A 23,455-nucleotide genomic window follows, 5' to 3' on the forward strand; every position below is an offset into this window, starting at 1 on the left:
CTAGGATATATGGTTGTGCAAGTAGGGAGTTACTAGATCCTAGAAAAAAGAATTTGTATTTTATATTTACCCATAAAATCATTTTAAAGACAAATAGATGCCTCAAGGCATCTATTTGTCTTTAAATAACTATTTTACTTCTACTGTATAATTACCTAATAGCTCAGGCTTTCTCTTACTAACATAGTGCATTTGCTAGAGTAAAAGATTACTTTGTGAAATTTGGTTTTAGGTCACCTGTATACGGTTCATGCTCAACAAAGATTTTTATATCTTTTCCATTCGCATCTTTCCCGATTCTTGTATACGTAAATTTCTCTTTATTTAGCTCAGTCAGTTCAAGGACCGCACCATATTTATTATTTCCTAACGAAACGTGAGCCCTTATTTTATTACCATGTACAACATCAAAGAAACCATAGTCTCCACGACTTTCTCCTGTATTCGCATTGAAAAACTCGTATTTATTTGTATTTTTATCGTATTTTGCTAGACTGATTAAGTTTGAGTTGTATTTTGTTACATCATTACCCTGTTCGTCTAATACCACCGTTCCATTCCATAGTGTACTAGATAAAATTTCATCTCCATTAACGTCTGTAACTATTTTCCCCGTCGAGCTTTCCAACTTTTTATCAGGTCGCGTGAAAGAAAGTTCTTTTCCATGGTAAGGAACATGTTCAACAAACACTTCTACATCGTTCCCTTTTGCATCTTTTCCCATTCTTTTATATGTAAATTTCTCCTTGTCTAATTGCGTTAATTCAACAACTGCTTGATAATTTTGCGTTTCAGAAATTAACACCCTTTTCTTTCCATCATTCGTTATAAAAAAGGTACCGCTATCATTACGACTCTCTCCTGTACTTGCATTAAAAAATTCATACCTTGCAGTTTTAGCATCATATTTTGCAAGCCCGATGAAATTTTGATTTTCTTTCGTTACATCATTATGATCTTTGTCATAGACTTTTGTCCCTTTCCAGTTTGTTTCACCAAGCATGCTAGCTAGTAGTTGCCCTTTCATTTGTTGAATTTGCTCGGTTTCTTGTATTGCATTGTATAAAAATTGTGCGTACTGTTCACGCGTCACATCCATACTTGGAGCAAATTTCCCTCCTCCTACTCCTTTTGCAATATTATTTGTTTGAACAGCACTAATTGCATTTCTTGCCCATGAGTTCGTTGCAACGTCATTAAAAGTATGATCACTCTTTGCCTTTAAATGAAAAGCATTTGTAAGAACCTGTGCCATTTCTGCGCGTGTTAAGGATGCCTTCGGTCTAAAGTTTCCATGCTCATCCCCCTTAAAAACACCCATTTCTGTTAAAGATAAAATTTCCTTTATATAGCTTGTTGAATCTTCACTTACGTCACCGTATGGGTTTTGATAATTTTTGTTTTCTTCCATATTAAAATAACGATACATTAAAGCTGCAACTTGTTCACGTGTTACGTTATCTCCAAAACCAAATCTTCCATCATCATAGCCAAAAATGATTTTCTCACCTGCTAATTGCTGAATCGCCTCATATGCCCAGTGCCCCTTTGGAACATCTTTGAATACACCAGTATGATTCGTGTTTGGTGTAACCTCTTCTGCTTTCACCTCTCCACTCGTTTCACTTAATAAACTTCCACCTAAAACTGCTGATATGATACATGTTTTTAAAATTGTTTTATTCATAGCTTCCCAATCCCTTCCTTCATTTAACAAAGAATTACACCACTTATCTTCCAAAAGAAGATTCTATGTGAGCAATTCATGTTTTAAATTTTGATTACAGCTAATTGGATACAAAGGGTTACACATCCAAATTTCTTCTTTGTAGTATCCATAGCTGCTATATATAGGAATTATAAATAGCAACTATAAATTGCCTATAAATAAATTATTAAAAAAAGATAAAATTAAGATAATATATTTTTAATCTCAATCTAAAAAACGTTATTCTTTCTCATCTAGCTTGTTAAGAAAGAATAACGTTTTTAGTTCTAGGGTTCTTTTTGACAAAAGAAATGAAACTTTATTTTATATGCCCAAAAACAACTTCACGGCCTTTTCCAAACAGAACATCGGAAAAAGCCGTGGCATAATACTTATTTTATAATTGACGGAATACGGCCAAAATGGCTCTTTTTACTTCCCTTCATTCTTCTCTAACACATACAAATCTTCTTCAATATTAGATAGTTTCTCTGTTACAAGCTTTCTAGCATCTCCAATTGCTTGATTGTATGCAAACGGTCCTACTAATTTAATCATTTCTTCTATTAATCGCTCTGCTTGGAAACGTCCAATTTCATCTAAATCTTCTTCAACGAAAAATTGCTGAATTTGTGCCACAAGCTCTTCTTTTTTATCATTAGGTATTTTTATATTCATCATCATTTGTTACTCCTCTATATTTAAGTTAGTCCGTTTCTTAACTCTACCATAGAAAAATGCTTTCCAGGACAACTTTTTGTAACGCCTTCTAGCTCCCTGTGACCAAGTATATTTTCTTTCTTTATAGCAAACTGCTTCATAAACATTTTACATAAAGAATATAATGCATTCATTTGTGCGGTAGTTGGATCATATTTATCAAAATTACCCGTCATACATATTCCAATTGTATCCCTATTATTATCTTTCGCATGTGCTCCAATATGTAAACCTCGCCCTTGGACTACAGTTCCATCTTCTTCAATAAAATAATTGTAACCGATCCCGCTCCACCCTCTTACTTTTTGATGAAATTCATGTGTTTTATACACATCCCATCCATCTTCGGATGTATGGTGGATAATCAGTTTATTAACTTTCTCTAAAGGAACTAATTCATCTTGAAATGTTAAATTAACACATTTAATTTCCATTTGAACATCCTCCCCTTAAAAATCAATGATCATAATTGTTTTATCATCTGGTCTTATTCTCTTTTCCCCTTCTAGCTCTTCAATAATTGCTACATATTCACTTATACTATTCTTTCTTATATATGCAACAGTTTGTTCAAGTGGCCAATCTGGGTGGAATAATCCGTCTGAACAAATAAAAATCCCACTCACTTCATCTATATGTAGTTCACCATGTTGTAAATAATGTATCGCTTCTTTCATTCCATTTGCAACAGAATACCCGTCCTGCATATTTGCAAGATAACGATTATATTTTAACTGTTCTCGCACATCTTGAAAAACATGTTCTTCTGGTACAGTTAACCCTTTATTACGGTCTTCTTCCCTCTTTTTTTTTGCTCGTTTACTAATTCCTTCAACCGTGTCTTGCGTTAATACTTGCATCGTTCCATTTTGAAGTATTGCGACAATCATACAGTCCCCTAACTGTGCGTATTCAATTTTCTCACCATCTATTTGAACTGCCGCAATACATGTACACCACAAATGCTCTTTCTTTCTCGTATCTACTTCATACTCTAACATTTTGCTTTGCAATGCTTCATTTGCTTTTGCAACGGCAACTTGCAAACTATGATTTTCACGTAATGAAGCAAAATAACTTGCAAATAAATGCGAAGCGATGTATGCTCCATTATGTCCCTTTTCATCACGAAACGGGACGAGCGGTGTTGCACCATCACATACACCATACATCTTTTTTTCTTCATTACAAAAATAAGAATCCTCACATTCTTGCTTCAACGGGCTTTTCTGTTGATACGTTTTTATCCTCATATCTGTATCCCCTTTCAAATGAGAAAATACTCGAATTCTTTTGATTAATCTAATTTTCCGAAATAAACTGTTTTTACCCAAAACTTTCAATATCATATATAATCTTGAAATAATATGAATTTTTTAGTGAAGGACGGGAAAGAAATGGTCAGATTTCTTGGTGTTATTATCGGTTCTATTATTATTGCGATTGCATTTAATCTTTTCCTTATCCCCCACAAAATTTTAAGTAGTGGAATTGGCGGAATTGCTATTATTTTAGGGATTGTAACTCCTGTAAACACGGGTATTATTAACTTTGTATTAAACTTACCTATCCTTATTTTAGGTTACATAGGTCTTGGAAAAAAAGTGATTTTTAACACTGTTATCTCTGTTATTGTATTATCTGTTGCATTATACTACGTTCCAGTAAAAGTCGTAGCAACAGACCCACTTTTATCATCTATCTTTGGTGGTGTCATTGCCGGAGCTGGTATCGGCCTTGTTTTTAACTGTAATGGATCAACTGGTGGATTTGATATTATCGGTATGCTATTGTCTCGAAAAAGAGACATTAAACTTGGTGGATTCCTTATTATTTTAAATGCAGTCGTTGTAATAATTGCAGGATTCTTCTTCACTTGGGATGTTGCTCTTACAAGCTTACTTTCAATTTATGTAACTGGTAAAGTGATCGATGCTATTCATACGAAACATCGAAAGGTTACACTTATGATTGTAACAAATGAAGCAGAAAAAATGAAAAAACAACTCCTTTCAACTGTTGTACGTGGAATTACATTACTTGATGGCGAAGGTGCTTATTCCAGCGAAAAAAAACGTGTACTTATGACCGTCGTTTCTCGTGAAGAATTAGCAAGTATGAAATTAACAATTTCCGAAATTGACCCTCATGCATTCGTTAACATTACCGAAACAGTTGAAGTATTAGGATTGTTTAGAAAAGGTTAAAAAACTAGGTGGATTTCCACCTAGTTTTTATTTTCCATAAATTCAATTCGATTTCCGAACGGATCTGACACATAAAATCTAATTACATCTGGCCGTGCATGATCATCTATTACTTCAATGCCTTGCTTTATTAACTCTTGTTTAAATTCATCAATTTTTAAAACATAAAAAGCTGGATGCGCCTTTTTAGCTGGGGTGAAGTTTTGCTCAACTCCGATATGAATCTCTTGATTTCCACACTTAAACCAGCACCCACCACGCTTCTTTAATTCCTCCGGCTTCGGTATTTCCTCCATACCTATTTTTCCACCATAAAACGCTCGTGCTTCTTCTTCACATCCTACAGGCGCAGCTACTTGTACATGATCGATACCTTGAATATAATGTCTCATTTTCTTTCCCCCTCTTCTACCCTAATGTTATAAAGAAAACCTACTTTTGTAACTTACAAAAGAGTTATAAAACAATATAAGCTCCCCTTATTACCAACTTGTACTCACTTTGCAAAAAATAAAGAAAACAAAATTTATTATATAACTTCCATTTTTTATAGAAATACACATTACATCTATATTATAGTTATGAATAGACAAATCTTTTTAGATGCTATTTGTACGGAGGAACTATTATGAGTCGTAAAAAATATTCATCAACTCAAAGAAAACGTCATCCGAACATTTCTAGACGTTTGCGAGACCATATACAAAATCGTTCATTAACAGAAATGTACGCATCTCTGTTCGAACACAATCCTGATAGTATTATTTCATTAAATTTAGAGGGAGTTATACTACATATAAATCCTTCTGCCGAAAAAATATTAGGTTACACTTCTTTAGAATTAGAACAGAAAAATATTACCTCTATTTTAGAAGCTCGTATTTCTGAGCAAGTATTACAAAATATAAAGAATACTGGAGCGGATAATCAACAAGAGTATATCTTATCAATTTATCATAAAAATGGATTCTTATTAGACGTCGTGACAAAACTAGTTCCTATTTTTGTCCAAAATCGTCTAACTGGCGTATATGCCATTATGAAGCCTCTTGAAAAATCAGAAAGAATTGAGAATATGCTAAAAGAAAGTGAGAAGAGGTTACGTACATTAGTGAACTCCATGCCTGCGTTTGTTATATTTAAGGATCATGAGGGACGCTGGCTTGAGGCAAATGACTACGCACTTTCTTGTTTCAATTTCCATCATGTACCTTACCACGGGAAAAAAGATAGTGAACTCATTCAATATAACGAAGCGTACCGAGAGGCTTTTTTACATTGTGAAGAAGTCGACGAACTAGCATGGCAACAAAGACAAATTCTTCATGGCGAGGAATTTATTATTCATAGAGATGATTTCGATCTAATCTTAAGTATATCGAAAGTTCCACTTTATCATTCTGACGGCTCCCGTAAAGGTCTTATCGTAATGGGAAGAGATGTTACCGAGCTAAAAGAAACGGAAAAGTTATTACGAAAATCAGAAAAGCTCGCAGTAGTCGGACAACTGACAGCTGGAATTGCACATGAAATTCGAAATCCACTCACTTCTCTAAAAGGTTTTCTAACATTGCTACTCCCTGAAATAAATGAGGAGCAGAAATGGTATATCGATGTTATGTTAAGTGAGATTTCACAGATGGAATCTATCACAAGTCAATTTATGGCGATGTCTAAACCACAAGTACTATCTATCCAAACTTGTAACATACAAGCTTTAATTGAAGAGGTAGTTACATTTATTTTACCAACTGCTATTATGCATAGTGTTCATATCATTATGGATCATTTTGATTACAAACATGATATTCAATGTGATGGTAACCAATTAAAACAAGTTTTTATAAATATATTAAAAAATGCGATAGAAGCAATGCCAAATGGCGGAAATATTTACATCCAGACAAAACCATTAGATGATACCTTCATTTTAATACGGATTATCGATGAAGGTTGCGGTATCCCAGAAGATCGTATCTCTCGTCTAGGTGAACCATTTTATAGTTTAAAAGAAAAGGGAACAGGACTAGGATTAATGATGTGTTACAAAATAATTGAAGAACATCATGGTAAATTACACATTTCAAGCGAATTAAATAAAGGTACGATCGTTGATATTCAGCTACCACTTTCTTCGTCTCATCTTGCAATTCAGCCGTAAATAAAAAAAGAAGCATCTACTAGTTGTTAGCAGATGCTTCTTTTTTAAAATGCTTTGTCATACCATTCTTTTGCTTTTTCTACTTCACTCATTGTTAATTGATGCCCTCTATTTTCCCAATGCATTGTAACAGTAGCGTTTGCATTTTCTAATAGTACCTTTAATTCCTCTGACTCTCCTGATGAACAAATCGGGTCATTTGTCCCAGCAGCGATAAACACGGATTTCCCTGCTAAATTAGGCAATTGTGTTCCTCTTCTAGGCACCATTGGGTGATGAAGCACAGCACCTTTTAATGCATTTTCGTAATGGAATAATAAGCTTGCAGCAATGTTTGCTCCATTTGAATAACCGATAGCTACAATGTTATTTCTATCAAATTCATATGTTTTTGCAGCTTCATCTAAAAATTCATTTAATTCCTTCGTACGGAAAATTAAATCCTCTTCATCAAAAATACCTTCTGCCAATCGGCGGAAGAAACGTGGCATGCCATTTTCTAATACATTCCCCCTAACACTTAATACAGATGCTTCCCGATCAATTATTTCTGCAAGTGGTAATAAATCTAATTCATTACCTCCTGTACCATGAAGTAATAACAACACTGGTTTTGACGTATCTTTTCCTTTTTGAAAAATATGTTTCATCATAATCCTTTTCCCCTTTCAATCACTTTTCGTCTAAATTTCTCACTTCAAATGGTAAAAGTGTTTGTTCAATTTGTTTTCTATGTGGTTCATATTGCTCCGGTAACTTTAATTCCTCACCCATCGTCTCTAACGATTCGTCATGAGCGAAACCAGGAGGGTCTGTTGCAATTTCGAATAAGATTTCCCCGTGTTCTCTAAAATAAATTGCGTTAAAATAATTTCGATCTTGTACAGGAGTTACGTGATATCCAAAACGAGACACATGCTCTTTCCAGTCTAGTTGATCATCATCGTTAGTCGCTCTCCAAGCAATATGGTGGACTGTACCAACACCCATTTGGCCACGCCCGATTGTCGATAGCCTCAAGTCGATAATATTCCCAATATCAGCAGAAGAACGGAATCGAACGAATTCACCTTCTTCTCCAATTTTCTCAAGACCCATAACATGCTCTAACAATTCAGCTGTTTTTTGAGGTTGTGCAGATAAAAGAACAGCACCGCCAAATCCTTTAATTGCTACTTCTGGCGTAACTTCTCCAAAAGTCCAATTATTTAATTCGCCTTCTTCTCTTTCTACTAATTCTATATGCAAACCATGTGGATCATCAAATTCTAAATACTGCTCTCCAAATCGAGTCATTTTTGTATACGAAATATCGAATTTTTCTAATCTATTTTCCCAAAACTCCATTGCGCCCTTTGGTACGACATAAGACGTAATGCCTACTTGACCGTCACCAATAATTCCTTGACGAGCACCTGCCCATGGGAAAAACGTAATAATTGTTCCAGGCTTTCCTCCTTCATTACCAAAATAAAGATGGTACGTGCCTGGATCATCAAAATTCACTGTTTGTTTCACTAAACGTAAACCTAACACACCAGCATAAAAATCTACATTTTCTTGTGGGTGTCCTACGATTGCTGTAATGTGATGAATTCCCATCATTTTCTTTTCCATTTTCTCCGCCCCTTTTTATTTCATTTTAAAAACTTGTATACATTAAAATTCATTATTCATTTTGTCCATACTGCAAAGTAAAATCCATCGTTATGATTTTATCTTTAATTCGAGATATAAGCTGTGAAATTACGCATTATCTTCTATATCATTGAATTCATCTCGAATTCGAGATAATTTCCAAAAAATATTTACTCCATCTGAAATCTTTATTCGGAAATAAATTATCTTGAACTTAAGATTTATTATAAGTTACTTACTTTTAGTTGTCAACAAGTTACTTATTTTCATTTTAAATCAAAAGAGAGTAAATGCTAGTTATCATTTACTCTCTTCGCTAATTATTTCGTTTCCTCTTCCAACACTGCTTCCATCTCATTAAATTCACGATGAATTGCTTTCACTGGTTCTTTCGTTAATAAACTTACAACAATAACAGCTAATAAGCTACAGAAGAATCCAGGTACCATTTCATACATAGTGGCTTTTAAACTTGGAATTTGTACCCAAGTAATAACAACTACTGCACCTACAATCATCCCAGCAAGAACGCCCCATTTGTTCGTTCTCTTCCAATATAAACTTAATAAAATAGCGGGTCCGAATGCTGAACCAAATCCTGCCCAAGCATAACCGACAAGTGTTAAAATTGTATCACTTGGATGATATGCTAAAACAACTGCAATCATAGCTACTACTAATACTGACAGTCTACCGATAAATACAAGTTCTTTATCACTAGCGTCCCGACGGAAAAATGTTTTATAGAAATCTTCCGTTACTGCACTTGAAATAACAAGTAATTGCGAGGAAATACTACTCATAATCGAAGCCAAAATAGCTGATAGTAAAAACCCAGTAATGTACGGATGGAATAAAATATTTGAGAATGTTACAAAGACCATTTCCGGGTCTTGTAATGTCTCATTATTTTTAGCGTAATAAGCAATACCAATTAGACCAGTAAGCATTGCACCTATAATTGAAATCGTCATCCAACCGATACCGATTCTACGAGAAGTTTTTAAATCTTTAATAGAAGTAATTGCCATAAAGCGAACAATAATATGCGGTTGCCCAAAATACCCAAGACCCCATGCTAAAAATGAAATAATACCAAGAATTGTAGTCCCTTTAAACATATCTAAACGCGATGCATCAACTTGCTTAATTGTATTGAATGTTTCTGTTACACCGCCCACATCTGTAAAAGCAACAATTGGTACTAATACAAGCGCAATAAACATAATACATCCTTGCACAAAGTCGGTCCAACTTACTGCTAAAAAGCCACCGAATAGTGTATAAGCAACTACGACACCGACAGTTACAAATAAACCAATTTTGTAATCAAGGTTGAAAGAGTTTTCAAACAAACGCCCACCTGATACTAAACCAGCCGACGCATAAAATGTGAAAAATACTAAAATGACGATAGCGGAGACAAAACGAAGTATTTTCGTACGATCTTTAAATCGATTCTCTAAAAAGTCTGGAATCGTAATTGAATCATTTGCCACTTCTGTATACGTTCGCAAACGCGGGGCAAGAATTAAATAGTTTGCATAAGCACCTATTAATAACCCTATCGCAATCCATACACTAGATAATCCTGTTGCATACATCGCACCAGGTAATCCCATTAGCATCCAACCACTCATGTCAGAAGCACCAGCTGATAAAGCTGTAACTGCTGGACCGAGTCCCCTTCCGCCTAACATATAATCTGATAAATCGGATGTCTTCTTATAAGACCAATAACCGATATACAACATACCTGCCATATAAATAGCAAGCGAAACCATAATCTCAATCTTCACCGAATCTCTCCCTTAGTTACATAAGCCATTCAAAATTTCGAAAAATGACTTTTTCTATTTTCTTGTTTTCGCTTATGGTTCCCTACCTTAACAAACATTTTTTGTTCTTTCAAGTGAACAGGCCCTTTTCACTACATGTGAAAACCTTTATAAACGCCTTTATCCCAGTGGATTACCCCGGTTTTAAAATAAATTAAAGTAAAAATATTCAGAAAATATAATACCTTATTTTCATTCACTTATCAGACAAATTTTAAAAGAAAAAAAGCCATACGAATGTATGACTTTTAATCTATTAAACATAGCTTATCTTCTATTTACTAGTAGGAAACAATTCTGAAAGAGGAACTATCCGCCCCACCTCATCTTTAAACACAATATGCTCTCTCGTTAAATGACGCGGGCTCTTTACTCCCGCTGCGGCCGCAAGTGAGAACAAACTATATCTCATGCTAACAACATAATTCATTACTCGCCATTTCTTCTCATACGGATCTAGCGCTTTTTGATAGTGCGGATTCGTCGTGGCAACTCCAGATGGACATTGTCCGGAATTACATTGAAGTGCCATTATGCAGCCACTTGCCATCATAAATCCACGTGCTGAATTTACAGCATCTGCACCAATAGCTAAAGCAATTGCCACTTTATCTGGTGTAATTAATTTCCCCGAGGCAAACACTTTGAATTTGTCCCGAACACCATAATGATTCGCTGTATCAATACATGTCAGTAACGCTGGAATAAGCGGCATCCCCATACTATCTGCCATCGATTTATACGTTGCACCTGATCCACCTTCTGAACCATCAACTGTAATGAAATCTGGATAAATGTTTAACTCTTTCATCGATTTGAATAAATCTTCCAACGGCTCCTGCTGTCCAATTACAATTTTCATACCGACTGGTTTACCGCCGTTTTCTTGCAAACGTTGAATAAAATAAAGTGTATCTACTGCATTCTTTAAAAATGGAAATCGATTCGGTGAATTAATCGTGTCTCCTTCTCGCACATTCCGAACAGAAGCAATTTTCTCATTTACTTTTTGTCCCTCTAGATGACCACCACGTATTTTCGCACCTTGCCCAAATTTCAATTCAAATGCTTTAATATTGCTTTCTTTTGCTTTCTCCATAAATTTCTCCATTGAAAAATTACCACCCTCATCACGGTACCCAAATAAACCCGGACCAATTTGCGCAACGATATTCGCACCTGTATGTAAATGTTCTGGAATAACGCCACCTTCGCCAGTATTAATCCACGATCCGCCAGCCATCTTCGCACCAAATCCGCTCGCTAAAATATAATTTTCGCCAATCGCACCGTAAGAAGTCGCAGATGCCCCAAACATGCCATGTAGTTTCCACGGATATTTGCGGTTTTCACCGACTATAATTGCATCGTCTTCTTCATATAACCAAAGATTCGTTGTATCCGCTGTCAATTTTTCTCTTCGTGAAAATAACCCTTCTTTATGAATCACATACTTTTTCCCTTCACGTTCTTGCGTTACATTCACACTTAATTCATCTGTTAATATCGGAAATAATGTATTAGCAATATAATATCCAGATGCATCAAAATCTCGTTTTGATCCAAAACCGAGTATTTCTGAACGGTATTTCGCTAGAAACATTACACTTTGAAAATCATAACGTGAAAAGGGCTTTCCATCCGTATCATGATCAAACCAATATTGCCTAAATTCCGGTCCTATCTTTTCAAGTAAATAACGCATCCTTCCTAAGTATGGATGCAGCTTTAATATAGAATGATGCGTCCGTTTTTTAATAAAAAATGTAATAATAAAAAAAATGATTAATAGTAACATCAATAAGAGCAATATACTAATAATAACGAGTAGCGTTTCACTCATCCCGCTTCCTCCTATGAAAATCCATAATAAAAGGAGAACACCTGATGTGTTCTCCTTTTATCTTTATTCAAATTAACGTAGCAAGATGCTCTTTCGCATCATATTCAACTAAACTTTCAGCATTTTTAATTCGATGAATAAAATCTGGATTAGCTATTAAAGGTCTTCCGAATGCCACTACATCAATTGTTCCTTCTTGCAACGCTTCTTCAGCCTCTTTCGGATTTAAATTCCCTACTCCTACAATCGTACCCTCCCAATATTTTCTTACTAATTGATGAAAATTCTTTCCGTCAGCAATAACTGCAGTATAATTCATCGTTGAAGGGTGAATCATCGTTAATCCAACTTCGTTGAACATATTTACAAACGTTTCAATTGCAAGCTCAGGGTTTTCCCACATATAAGTTGGATTATCACCTTTGAAAGCAGAGAAGCGAAGAAGTGTTTTATCAGCCCCAACAGCTTCTATTACAGCCTCCGTTACTTCTTTCATAAACGTTAGCCTTTGCTTTAAATCTCCGCCGTATTTATCAGTACGCTTATTTGCGAACTCATAAGTAAATTGATCGATTAAATATCCGTGTGCACCGTGTATTTCTACTCCATCAAATCCAGCTTCGATCGCGTTTTTCGCAGCTTGTGCGTATTGACCAATCACCTCTTGTATTTCTTCTAACGTCATTGCTTCTGGCGTGTCGAACGGTTTACGAAAACGCGGAACATTTCCCTCTGCAGCGATAGCAGACGGTGCTTGTGGCATTTGTCCACCAATTATCTCGTGATGACTCATACGGCCAACATGCCATATTTGAGCAATAATCGTTCCACCTTCTTTATGTACTGCCTCTGTAACAGGCTTCCACGAATCGATTTGCTCTTGTGTATAAATCCCTGGTACTCCTGGATTTCCTTTTGCTCTTGGGCTAATGACGATTCCCTCTGTAATAATTAAGCCAACTCCATCAGCTGCACGTTTTCTATAGTACTCGACTACATCAGTACCAACGATTCCTGTTTCATGATTCGCGAAACATCTCGTCATCGGTGCCATTGCTATGCGATTACGAAGAGACCAAGGTCCAATTTGAATCGAGTCAAATAACTTCGTTTCTTCAATCTTTTCAAAAGAACCCCAATCATTTATATTTGTTCCTTCATAAATACTTGCTGCTTTATTATTTGAACTTGTCATTTTTCTTCCCCCTAAAAAATTCTTACTATAATCGCATCATACTTACTTTTAGATAGTAACGTCAATTTATACGCTCTTATGTAGAAATATTCGCATAATAAAACTAACTGTTTTTTAACTTTAAGGGTTCTGGTATTCAAGACTCTACTGTCTATTTTTATGTTCAGTAAGTGGATGAGGAAAATACTTGTTAAGTGGATGTTTTCATTTCTTCTAGTTTTATTACTATAGAATATATTGGTAATTGTTTTTCAAACTATTTACTAAAAAAAACGATTTCCACTGTACTATATTCAAACTTACAGTAACGAGGCTTCAATCATTCATTTGTTTTTTATTGTACAAACAAAATTTTAGGAACGAATAAAAGACTCCTACATAGTTGAACGTATTTTTTCTTATTTAACTTTTAGTAAGAAGGATAACAATGAAAACAAAAGCTATCGTTTCTAAACCCGAAAAAGATTTTAATATGCAAGAAGTATACTTAGACAAGATTAAAGATGATGAAGTATTAGTAAAAATTATCGCTTCTGGTATATGTCATACAGATGCAACAGTTTTAGACGGGACAATGCCCACACCAAAACCAGTTGTTTTAGGACATGAAGGTTCTGGTATCGTGGAAAAAGTGGGAAGTAATGTAACATCCGTTACACCTGGTGACCATGTAGTACTCGGATTCTCTTACTGTGGTCATTGTGAAAGTTGCTTAGATGGTAATGCTGCTGCTTGCGAAAATATGATTGAGTTAAACTTCTCTGGAAAAAACAAACGCCATGTAACACCTATACACGATCTTAGCAATAATGATATTTCTCAATTCTTCGGCCAATCTTCATTCGCATACCATGCCGTAGTTGATGAAAATAATGTTGTAAAAGTAACAAAAGATGTTGATATACGTTTGTTAGGTCCACTTGGTTGCGGAATTATGACTGGTAGCGGTACAATCTTACATTCACTACAAGCAAAACCAGGTAGTAGCCTAGTTGTATTTGGAACTGGCGCTGTTGGTCTTAGTGGCTTAATGGCAGCTAAAATTGCTGGATGTACTACAATCATTGCCGTTGATATTCATGATAGTCGTTTAGAATTAGCAAAAGAATTAGGGGCTACACACACGATTAATAGCTTAATCGAAGATCCAGTTGCCAAAATTAAAGAAATTACAAACGGTGGAGCTCATTACTCATTTGAAACAACTGGCGTAAATACTGTTACACTTCAATCCATTCAATGTTTACGAGTAAAAGGGACTATGGCAACTGTTGCTGTCGGTAAAAAAGATTTAACTATAAACGTAACAAATGAAATTGTCGTAAAAGCTATTACAATTAAAGGAGTAGTTGAAGGTGATGCAGTGCCACAACTATTCATTCCAAAATTAATTAATTTCTATCAAAAAGGATTATTCCCATTCGATACATTTGTACAATTCTATTCTTTTGAAGAAATCGCTCAAGCATTTGAAGATTCTAAAACAGGGAAAACGATTAAGCCGATTATCGTAATGGAGTAACATCTGTTTGCTTTCTCTTGATAACTAACATAAAAAAAGCCGTGCAAAAGCACGGTTTTTCCCCCATATACGTACATCAGCCTCGCCATTTATATTCTTTCGCGATTGATTTCTTAGTCCACATCGCCTAGTCTCCATCTCTGTCATTGCTCTAAAGAAGATAGGGAACAAATTCGTTTCCAACATGCAAACAACAAGCATTACGATAATAATTGCATATCTAACACATTGTTTTTTCTATTTATCCGTTCATCCCCATGAAAAAAGGAGCTGTCACATAGTCGAATTATCGACTATATGACACTCCTTTTTAGTTGACCGTATATGGCTAAAAATTCATTTATCTCTTTAATATAAAGAATATAAACAATTATTATCTCTTCACATATAAAAAATTCCTTAGCAGTAGAAGTGAGAATGGTTCAGTATTCTTCTAAAAATAATAACTTATAAACCTAAAACAATGAAAGCCCTACCTCTCTTTCATCCTTACGGCTCCTCGTCCGTGCCAGTGTGAATCAGGATTGCAAAAATCAAGTAACTATTCTATCGAAGTGTTTAATTAAACTTCGAATATTCGTAAAGAATTTAAAAAATAAAAATGGATTTGATTGTAGTAATAACAAAAGAGGTTAATGCTCTAAAAGTGGTTTGAAAGAATTGAATGTCTTTGAAATGATTAATTCTCTATAATTATGTTCCCAAAAAATTCAAAACCTTTTTTGGGATCTAATACATTATTTGTAATGAATCTTAACAAAAGCTTTTTATTTGACTTTCTGTGATACCTTCAATTAATCCCAGTTCACTAATCAAAAATTCGTGTGCGTTATCTAACATTTTCTTTTCGCTTGCATTAAGTGCTTTTTCTTTCTGCATACGTAATAAATCACGTACAACTTCAGCACCTTCTTGTATTTTACCCGTCTTTATTTTATCAGTGTTCAATTTATACCTTTGTTTCCACGTAAGTAATCTATCAGATTCTCCATGTTGAAAAATATCCAATATGTGTGCTATTGCCGTTATATCCGTGACTGGTCGTATATTTGAGCTCAATATTCTCCCTGCCGGAATCATTACTTCCATATTACTACCCGACATTTTTATAACATAATATTGTTGTTTTTCTCCTGTGATTTCCTTCTCTTCTATGGCTTTAATTATACCTGCTCCCTGCATTGGATAAACAATGTTATCGCCAATTTGAAACAAATAATCCACCTCCATATATGGTAACCTTCTCAATCTTAACACACAATCAATTTTTTAGCAAAATTTTTATTTTATCATAAAATTATTTTTAATGTCAATCCTTTCGAACTAAGAAAATAATTTCGTAAAATATCATTAAAAACCCGCAATCTTATTAACTTTTCCGCACATATATACATTCTAATTTCACCTTCTCTTTTTACATAAAAACACATTACTACATATAAATAGTAATGTGTTTTTTATACGGAATCGTTAAACATTCCCTATTAATTTCACGCCTATACACTTACCTGCTTACGTACTGTCTCTCTCGCTAAAAGAAAACTCATAATCACTTGCGCAGCTACTCGACTCGTCATATCTCTGAAATCAAGGGTTGGATCAATTTCTACTATATCCATCCCTTGAACGAGCGGTTCTTTACCAAGAAATTCAATCGCATCAAGTAAAGTCGTACTATCCATACCGCCAGGACCAATTGCTGGACAACCTGGTGCAAATGCTTGATCTAGTACATCCATATCAAGAGAAATGTAAATAGAAGTCACGCCTTGCTTTCTTAATACTTCAATACTTTCTGTGATAATATCTTTGATTTGTCGCTCTCGTACATCTTTCATTGTATACACTGTCACGCCATGTTCTTTTGCATATTCATGGTACGCTCGTGCATTTGAAAAATTACGAATTCCGATTTGAACGAGTTGTTTTCCTGTAATGACATCATTTTCTAGTAAACTACGGAACGGTGTCCCATTTGATGGGCCACCATCATCTAAATTACGTAAATCATGATGGGCATCAAATTGAATAACGCCGACCTTCCCTTTACTATTTGCAAACCCTGTTATACTCGGAAAACTAATCGAATGGTCACCACCAAGAACGATTGGTATCATGTTCGGATTTACTTTCGTTACATGACCAACTGTTTTCGCAATTCGCTTATGACTTTCTTTTATATCCGTCACATGCATCGTAATATCGCCGCAATCATATAAGACACTTTCTTTCATATCATTTTCTTCTGTAATTGCGTACGTGCTATATGCATCTAACACTGCACGAATTGTTTTTGGTGCAAAACTTGCTCCTGAATGACTAATAGATGGTTTAGAAAGGGGTGCTCCAATTAAGGCAGCACCGAATATTTCCAAGCCTTCCTCCCAATCTTTAATCATCTCACTCCATTTCGTCACTTCACGATCGATAAACTTTGCATTTTTCTTTAAATAGTGGCCGTGCTCCACGATTGTTCACCTCTTGTATATGCGATATTACCATTTTTCCATACTGTATTTACATGACTTACGCCGTAATGATACGGTACGTAAGCATAATTGTAAGCATCCCATAGAACTAAATCTGCCTTGCGACCAACTCTAATTTTCCCAGCTACATCGCCACGATTAATTGCGTAAGAAGAGTTAACTGTTACTGCATTCCAAACTTCTTCTGGTGTCATTTTCAGCTTGAGCATTGCAATGCTCATAATAAGCTGAATGTTCTCAGTTGGACAACTACCTGGGTTAAAGTCTGTAGCCAAAGCAACTGCAACACCTTCATCAATCATTTTACGTCCACGAGCAAAGCTTTCTTTATTTAAATAGAAAGTTGTTCCTGGTAATAAAGTCGCTACTGTATTAGAGTTTGCAAGCATTTCAATTCCTTTATCAGAAGCGCCAACTAAATGGTCCGCTGATGCTGCACCAATTTCAGCCGCTGCTTCCGCGCCACCAAGAGGGTCAATTTCATCTGCATGAATTTTCACATCAAACCCAAGCTCTTTCGCTTTTAATAAAAACTCTTTTGACTCTTCAACAGAGAACACACCTGTTTCACAGAAAATATCAACGAATTCAGCTAATTGCTTCTCTTTCATTTCTGGTAGTAGGTCTAACATCCATTGTAAAAATTCTTTTGATCTACCTTTATACTCTTTCGGAACTGCATGAGCACCTAAAAATGTGGAAACTAAATCAATCGAGTGCTCTTTTTGTAATTGTGCAGTTGCCTCTAATTGTTTCCATTCCGTCTCATCATCTAATCCGTAACCACTCTTCGCTTCTACAGTTGTAACTCCGAAAGATAGCATACGGTCTAAATGGAATTTCGCTTTTTGAACAAGTTCTTCTTTCGACGCCTTTTTCGTTGCATTTACAGTTGAAAGAATACCTCCGCCTTTTTCTAAAATTTCTAAGTACGGAACTCCTTGTAATTTTAGTGCGATTTCATTTTCACGAGATCCACCAAATACAAGGTGAGTATGCGGATCAACAAGACCAGGAGAAACCATTTTCCCGCCGCAATCAATAACTTCTTTCGCTTGTAATCCTTTAGCTTCTTCCACTGTTCCAACGAAAGTAATTACGCCGTTTTCAATTCCAACCACACCATTTTCGATAACAGGAAGCGTGTTCATCGCTTCCCGTCTTAACAAGCCATCTTCTTGATCCATTGTTAGTAATTGACCGATATTTATTAGTAAAGTGTCCAGCATGTTTTCTCCTCCTTATTTCATCATCGGAATGTTAACGCCTTTTTCTTTCGCAGTTTCTACAGCTAAGTCATATCCTGCATCAACGTGACGAACAACACCCATACCAGGGTCAGACGTTAATACGCGCTCAATACGTTTTGCTGCTGCTTCTGTTCCATCTGCAACGATAACCATTCCAGCGTGAAGTGAATAACCCATACCAACGCCACCACCGTGGTGAACAGATACCCAGCTCGCACCATTTACACTATTAATTAATGCATTTAAAATTGGCCAGTCTGCTACTGCATCACTACCGTCTTTCATCGCTTCTGTTTCACGGTTTGGAGATGCTACTGATCCGCAATCTAAATGGTCACGACCGATAACGATTGGTGCTGATAATTCACCATTTGCCACCATTTCATTAATAATGCGACCAAATTTCGCGCGCTCACCGTAACCTAACCAACAAATACGAGATGGAAGACCTTGGAACTCAACTTGCTGACGAGCCATACGAATCCAGTTACATAAATGCTCATTATCCGCAAACTCACGTAATATTACTTCGTCTGTTTTATAAATATCTTCTGGATCACCAGAAAGTGCTACCCAGCGGAATGGTCCTTTTCCTTCGCAGAATAATGGACGAATAAATGCTGGAACGAATCCTGGGAAATCGAATGCATTTTTCAAACCTTCATCGAAAGCAACTTGGCGAATGTTATTTCCGTAATCAAATGTAATTGCGCCTTTTTCTTGCATAGCAAGCATTGCTTCTACATGTTTTGTCATGCTTTCTTTTGATAATTGTACGTAACGTTCTGGATCTTCTTCACGAAGTTTCGCTGCTTCTTCTAATGTGAAACCTACTGGAATATAACCGTTTAATGGATCATGAGCAGATGTTTGATCCGTAACTAAATCTGGCGTAATATTGCGCTTCACTAGTTCTGGTAAAATCTCTGCCGCATTTCCTAATAAACCAATTGAAATTGGTTCTTTCTTCTCTTTATACTCGTTCGCAACCGTTAATGCTTCTTCTAATGATTCTGTATACATATCACAATATCTCTTTTCAATACGACGATCGATGCTGCGCTTATCAACATCAATAGCAATGACAACACCGCCGTTCATCGTTACAGCAAGAGGTTGTGCACCACCCATACCACCTAAGCCAGCAGTAAGTGTTAATGTACCTTTTAATGAACCATCGAAATGTTGACGTGCCGCTTCGCCAAACGTTTCATATGTTCCTTGTAAAATACCTTGTGTTCCAATGTAAATCCAGCTACCTGCTGTCATTTGTCCGTACATCATAAGACCTTTCTTCTCTAGTTCACGGAAGTGATCCCAGTTCGCCCATTTTGGTACTAAGTTTGAATTCGCTAAAAGAACGCGAGGTGCATCTTCATGCGATTTAAAGATTGCAACTGGTTTTCCTGATTGAACAAGTAATGTTTCATCGCTTTCTAACGTTTTTAATGAATCTACAATCGCATGGTAGCTTTCCCAGTTACGAGCTGCACGGCCAATTCCGCCATATACAACTAATTCTTCTGGTTTTTCAGCAACTTCAGGATCTAAATTGTTCATTAACATACGAAGTGCAGCTTCTTGAACCCACCCTTTCGTTTGTAATTCAGTACCTCTTGGCGCGCGAATTGTTTGTTTAACTTTTTCCATTTCAATCTCTCCCTTTTCTCATTTTATAGTGCCGCGTTTACATCTAATCTTTCTTTTATCGAATAATTCGTTTTTAACCAGTGCGTAATATTTTCAATATCCGTTGAGAATATGCGATCATTTGTAATAGAAGGTACTTGTTGACGGCCTTGATGGTAGAAGCTCTTCGTCACTGTACTCATGTTTTCAATACCGCGATATTCCGCTGCTTGCATCGCACAAATCATCTCAATTGAAAGAACACGTCTTACATTTTGAATAATTTGATGTGCATGGCGTGAAGCGATTGTTCCCATACTTACGTGATCTTCTTGGTTAGCTGATGACGGGATTGAATCAACACTCGCTGGATGTGCTAACGTTTTATTTTCAGAAACAAGTGACGCTGCAGCGTATTGCATAATCATTGCACCAGACTGAAGTCCTGGTTCTGGACTTAAAAATGGAGGTAAATCATTTAATTGCGGATTTACTAAACGCTCAATACGACGCTCTGAAATATTTGCAAGTTCCGCCATTCCTACTTTTAAGAAGTCCATCGCAAACGCAATCGGTTGACCATGGAAATTCCCACCCGAAATTACTTTTTCTCCGCCATCAAAGATTAGCGGATTATCTGTTGCTGCATTCATTTCAATTTCTAATTTTTCTTTCACATAATTTAAAACTTGCCAAGAAGCACCGTGTACTTGCGGGATACAGCGAAGTGAATATGCATCCTGTACTCGTAGTTCTCCTTGTTTTGTTGTTAATTTACTATCATGAAGGATGTTACGAATTCTGCTCGCTACTTCCACTTGCTCTTTATAACCACGCGCTTTATGAACATTTTCATCAAATGCATCAATAATGCCTTGTAATCCTTCAATTGTCATCGAAGCAATGAATTCAGCTTGATACGCCATTGCTTCTGCTTCTATATAAGAAAGAACTCCTTGCGCTGTCATCGCCTGCGTACCATTAATTAATGCAAGCCCTTCTTTCGCTTCAAGTTCAATCGGTTCAAGACCTTCTTCTGTAAGAGCAACCATCGCATGAACGCGTTTCCCCTTATAGAACACTTCACCTTCGCCTAATAATACAAGCGCAAGATGAGATAAAGGTGCTAAATCGCCACTCGCACCAAGTGACCCTTGTTGCGGAACGACTGGGTGAATTTTACGATTTACAAACTCAAGAAGCATATTTACAACAAGTGGTCTAACACCAGATACTCCTTTTAGCATCGTGTTCGCTCGTAAAATTAACATACCGCGTGATACTTCTTCAGGGAATGGATCACCTATACCACATGCATGTGACTGAATTAAATTGTGTTGAAGTGCCTTTACATCATCTTTTTGAATAAGCACATCACTGAACTTTCCAAATCCAGTTGTAATACCGTAAACGACTTTTCCGTCCTCTACAATTTTCTCAACAACTTCGCGGCACTCCGCCACCTTTTGCATACTATTTGGACAAGCTGTTACACCTTCCCCTTCAAGTAACAACCTCTTCATTTCTTCAATTGTCAATGTGTGTCCTGTTAACGTAATCATTCTTTTTCCTCCTTAAAAAGGCAAAAGGGGACCTTATCTTTTTAAGACAGACTTCTGTCCTAAAAAAGTAAGGCCCCCTTCTAACTAATAGACTATGGGCAAATCATATGTGATTAATTCCTAAACCAATCGCCTCATGCTCAGATCCTTTTACAGGTGCACCAATCGTTCCATATAATGCAACAGCAACCCATTCGCCTTCTTTTTTTCCGTCGTATGGTCTACCGCGCACAATCGCAAAGCGAAGTCCTACTGTACGAAGAACGTCTGCTAACTGAATTTGACCTCTCGTCACTCCGTACAAAGCTTCCATAATTGCATGATAAAGTGCATGTGTTTCTCTGTAAACATCTGTTTCAATAACTTGGGTGCTCTTAGCCGCTGTTTCCATTGCTGCTACAACTTTTTGCGAATTCATCGAACCCACTTTCCCCGTACAATACTTCCAACCTTTTGGAATAGATAATACAGGGCTTTCATTCTCATCCGCAAGTGCCAACAACATGGCCATACGACCAATTCGATGTGTTCCTTGAAGAAGCATGTGACTCTCTCATTTCTTTTAATTATTTGAATATTTCTTAATTTAAGAATATATGAAAACGGTTAAATCGTCAATAGTTTAAACTCACATTCGAACAATTTTTTCATCCCCTCCATTTGTGTACACAAATTATTTACACGAATTTTTCAGGCGTGCTATAGTCTCACTAACAGATGCAAAGGGGCGAGATTTCAATGAAGAAGCGAAAAGATATTCATTTTCGAATTGAAGAAAAATTACTTGAAAGGTTTGAAGCTGCACTCCATTACGAAGGTTTAAGGAAAACCGACGTATTAACACACGCGATTCAGCAATTTTGCACGAAGGTGGAATGTGAAAAAATGAATGATGTAAAACGCCAATATAACGTAAGCAACCATTTACAGACACGTATCGATACGCATAAACATTACGAAGAAAAACAAATGAATTTAGATGAACTCGTCATGGAACATTTACAACTTCAAGGAGAAGAAAAAATATTAGAGGTTGGGTGTGCTAATGGAAATTTTCTTTCCCTTTTACAAACTAACGGTCATAAAGGCCAACTAACCGGTTTTGATCAATCGAAAACGATGCTTTCTGAAGCTGCAATAAAGAATAGCATAATTGAATGGAGACTAGGTGATGCTGGTAAACTTCCTTTTGAAGCTAATTGCTATGACTGGGTCATCGCAAGACATATGTTATATCACATGAAAGATGTCGAAAAAACAGTTCAAGGATTCCATAAAGTAATTCGTCCCGGAGGCTCACTTTTAGCTACAACAAATTCTGACGTTACATTACCTCGTATAGTTGAAATGTGTAACCGCATGTTAGACGCATTTGATTTACCAAAAACAACATCATCAGTCACTCCATTTTGTTTAGAAAATGGTAAAGAGATATTACAGTCTGTTTTTCCAACTGTTGAAGAAACAGTTATTCATAATGCTCTCGTTTTTCATCATGCTACTCCGATTGTAAACTATATTTCTAGCATGTTTCCATCGCTAAATATACCTGATAATACATATCTTCACGCCGAAATGAAGGAATGGCTAAAAGAAGAAGTAGAAAATGAATTGTCACTTCATAACGGTATATGGCGCGACCCGAAAACGTTAGCCATTTATCGATGTAAAAAAGAAAAAAGCTAGCAAATGC

Annotated in this window: 20 protein-coding genes; 4 read left to right on the forward strand and 16 right to left on the reverse strand. The window is 36.1% G+C overall.

Annotated features, from left to right (window positions below):
• Positions 1-208: 208 nt before the first annotated feature.
• The 4 genes from CER22_RS13415 to CER22_RS13430 all read right to left on the reverse strand — a co-directional run bounded on the left by CER22_RS13415 (position 209) and on the right by CER22_RS13430 (position 3,681).
• On the reverse strand, positions 209-1,687 hold the full coding sequence (locus CER22_RS13415) for a DUF4822 domain-containing protein (RefSeq protein WP_142293478.1): 1,479 nt from the start codon (positions 1,685-1,687) through the stop codon (positions 209-211).
• 453 nt (positions 1,688-2,140) lie between these two features.
• Entirely contained in the window at positions 2,141-2,392 is a 252-nt protein-coding gene (locus CER22_RS13420; protein ID WP_001994665.1) for a DUF2164 domain-containing protein, read from the reverse strand.
• Positions 2,393-2,409: 17 nt separating this feature from the next.
• A complete protein-coding gene (locus tag CER22_RS13425; protein ID WP_088122887.1) occupies positions 2,410-2,862 on the reverse strand; it encodes a peptidoglycan recognition protein family protein in 453 nt (150 codons plus the stop codon).
• A 15-nt stretch (positions 2,863-2,877) separates the two neighbouring features.
• Positions 2,878-3,681: a protein phosphatase 2C domain-containing protein gene (locus tag CER22_RS13430; protein WP_088064202.1), complete on the reverse strand. Its 804-nt coding sequence runs from the start codon at positions 3,679-3,681 to the stop codon at positions 2,878-2,880.
• Positions 3,682-3,825: 144 nt separating this feature from the next.
• On the opposite strand from CER22_RS13430, the gene CER22_RS13435 reads away from it, so the two are divergent.
• The gene (locus tag CER22_RS13435) at positions 3,826-4,635 is read left to right on the forward strand and encodes a YitT family protein (protein WP_000251342.1); all 810 of its coding nucleotides are present in this window, start codon (positions 3,826-3,828) and stop codon (positions 4,633-4,635) included.
• 20 nt (positions 4,636-4,655) lie between these two features.
• Here the strand turns inward: CER22_RS13435 and CER22_RS13440 are convergent, their stop codons facing one another.
• Positions 4,656-5,027 (reverse strand): VOC family protein, encoded by a 372-nt coding sequence (locus CER22_RS13440; RefSeq protein WP_088608919.1) that lies wholly within the window; start codon positions 5,025-5,027, stop codon positions 4,656-4,658.
• Positions 5,028-5,263: 236 nt separating this feature from the next.
• Between CER22_RS13440 and CER22_RS13445 the strand changes: the two genes are divergently transcribed.
• Complete coding sequence (locus CER22_RS13445; RefSeq protein WP_088608920.1) at positions 5,264-6,796, forward strand: BA3702 family sensor histidine kinase; 1,533 nt, start codon at positions 5,264-5,266, stop codon at positions 6,794-6,796.
• A gap of 44 nt (positions 6,797-6,840) precedes the next feature.
• Here the strand turns inward: CER22_RS13445 and CER22_RS13450 are convergent, their stop codons facing one another.
• The 5 genes from CER22_RS13450 to CER22_RS13470 form a co-directional block, all read right to left on the reverse strand.
• Entirely contained in the window at positions 6,841-7,449 is a 609-nt protein-coding gene (locus CER22_RS13450) for an alpha/beta hydrolase (RefSeq protein WP_088608921.1), read from the reverse strand.
• 19 nt (positions 7,450-7,468) lie between these two features.
• On the reverse strand, positions 7,469-8,413 hold the full coding sequence (locus CER22_RS13455; protein WP_088608922.1) for a ring-cleaving dioxygenase: 945 nt from the start codon (positions 8,411-8,413) through the stop codon (positions 7,469-7,471).
• 341 nt (positions 8,414-8,754) lie between these two features.
• The gene (gene putP, locus CER22_RS13460; RefSeq protein WP_048544125.1) at positions 8,755-10,233 is read right to left on the reverse strand and encodes a sodium/proline symporter PutP; all 1,479 of its coding nucleotides are present in this window, start codon (positions 10,231-10,233) and stop codon (positions 8,755-8,757) included.
• A 313-nt stretch (positions 10,234-10,546) separates the two neighbouring features.
• Complete coding sequence (locus tag CER22_RS13465; protein WP_088608923.1) at positions 10,547-12,115, reverse strand: FMN-binding glutamate synthase family protein; 1,569 nt, start codon at positions 12,113-12,115, stop codon at positions 10,547-10,549.
• A 67-nt stretch (positions 12,116-12,182) separates the two neighbouring features.
• Positions 12,183-13,310, reverse strand: coding sequence for an alkene reductase (locus CER22_RS13470; protein ID WP_088608924.1), 1,128 nt, complete (start codon positions 13,308-13,310; stop codon positions 12,183-12,185).
• Positions 13,311-13,737: 427 nt separating this feature from the next.
• Here CER22_RS13470 and CER22_RS13475 point away from each other — a divergent pair, with 427 nt between their 5' ends.
• Entirely contained in the window at positions 13,738-14,832 is a 1,095-nt protein-coding gene (locus CER22_RS13475; protein WP_088064208.1) for an NAD(P)-dependent alcohol dehydrogenase, read from the forward strand.
• A gap of 753 nt (positions 14,833-15,585) precedes the next feature.
• Here CER22_RS13475 and CER22_RS13480 read toward each other — a convergent pair.
• The 6 genes from CER22_RS13480 to hutP all read right to left on the reverse strand — a co-directional run bounded on the left by CER22_RS13480 (position 15,586) and on the right by hutP (position 22,306).
• Positions 15,586-16,047, reverse strand: a complete 462-nt coding sequence (locus CER22_RS13480) for a CarD family transcriptional regulator (protein ID WP_170771247.1) — start codon at positions 16,045-16,047, stop codon at positions 15,586-15,588.
• Positions 16,048-16,328: 281 nt separating this feature from the next.
• Positions 16,329-17,300, reverse strand: a complete 972-nt coding sequence (gene hutG, locus CER22_RS13485) for a formimidoylglutamase (protein ID WP_088608925.1) — start codon at positions 17,298-17,300, stop codon at positions 16,329-16,331.
• Positions 17,279-18,550 (reverse strand): imidazolonepropionase, encoded by a 1,272-nt coding sequence (gene hutI / locus CER22_RS13490; RefSeq protein WP_075312265.1) that lies wholly within the window; start codon positions 18,548-18,550, stop codon positions 17,279-17,281. Before hutI ends, hutG begins: the two co-directional genes overlap by 22 nt.
• A 12-nt stretch (positions 18,551-18,562) precedes the next feature.
• Entirely contained in the window at positions 18,563-20,221 is a 1,659-nt protein-coding gene (hutU, locus tag CER22_RS13495) for a urocanate hydratase (RefSeq protein WP_000416700.1), read from the reverse strand.
• 23 nt (positions 20,222-20,244) lie between these two features.
• Entirely contained in the window at positions 20,245-21,762 is a 1,518-nt protein-coding gene (gene hutH / locus CER22_RS13500) for a histidine ammonia-lyase (protein ID WP_000631836.1), read from the reverse strand.
• Between the two features lie 103 nt (positions 21,763-21,865).
• Positions 21,866-22,306, reverse strand: a complete 441-nt coding sequence (gene hutP / locus CER22_RS13505) for a hut operon transcriptional regulator HutP (protein ID WP_000926520.1) — start codon at positions 22,304-22,306, stop codon at positions 21,866-21,868.
• A gap of 194 nt (positions 22,307-22,500) precedes the next feature.
• Here hutP and CER22_RS13510 point away from each other — a divergent pair, with 194 nt between their 5' ends.
• Positions 22,501-23,448: a class I SAM-dependent methyltransferase gene (locus CER22_RS13510; RefSeq protein ID WP_141542802.1), complete on the forward strand. Its 948-nt coding sequence runs from the start codon at positions 22,501-22,503 to the stop codon at positions 23,446-23,448.
• Positions 23,449-23,455 lie beyond the last annotated feature (7 nt).

Source organism: Bacillus sp. K2I17, from assembly GCF_002209985.1.
GTDB lineage: Bacteria > Bacillota > Bacilli > Bacillales > Bacillaceae_G > Bacillus_A > Bacillus_A wiedmannii.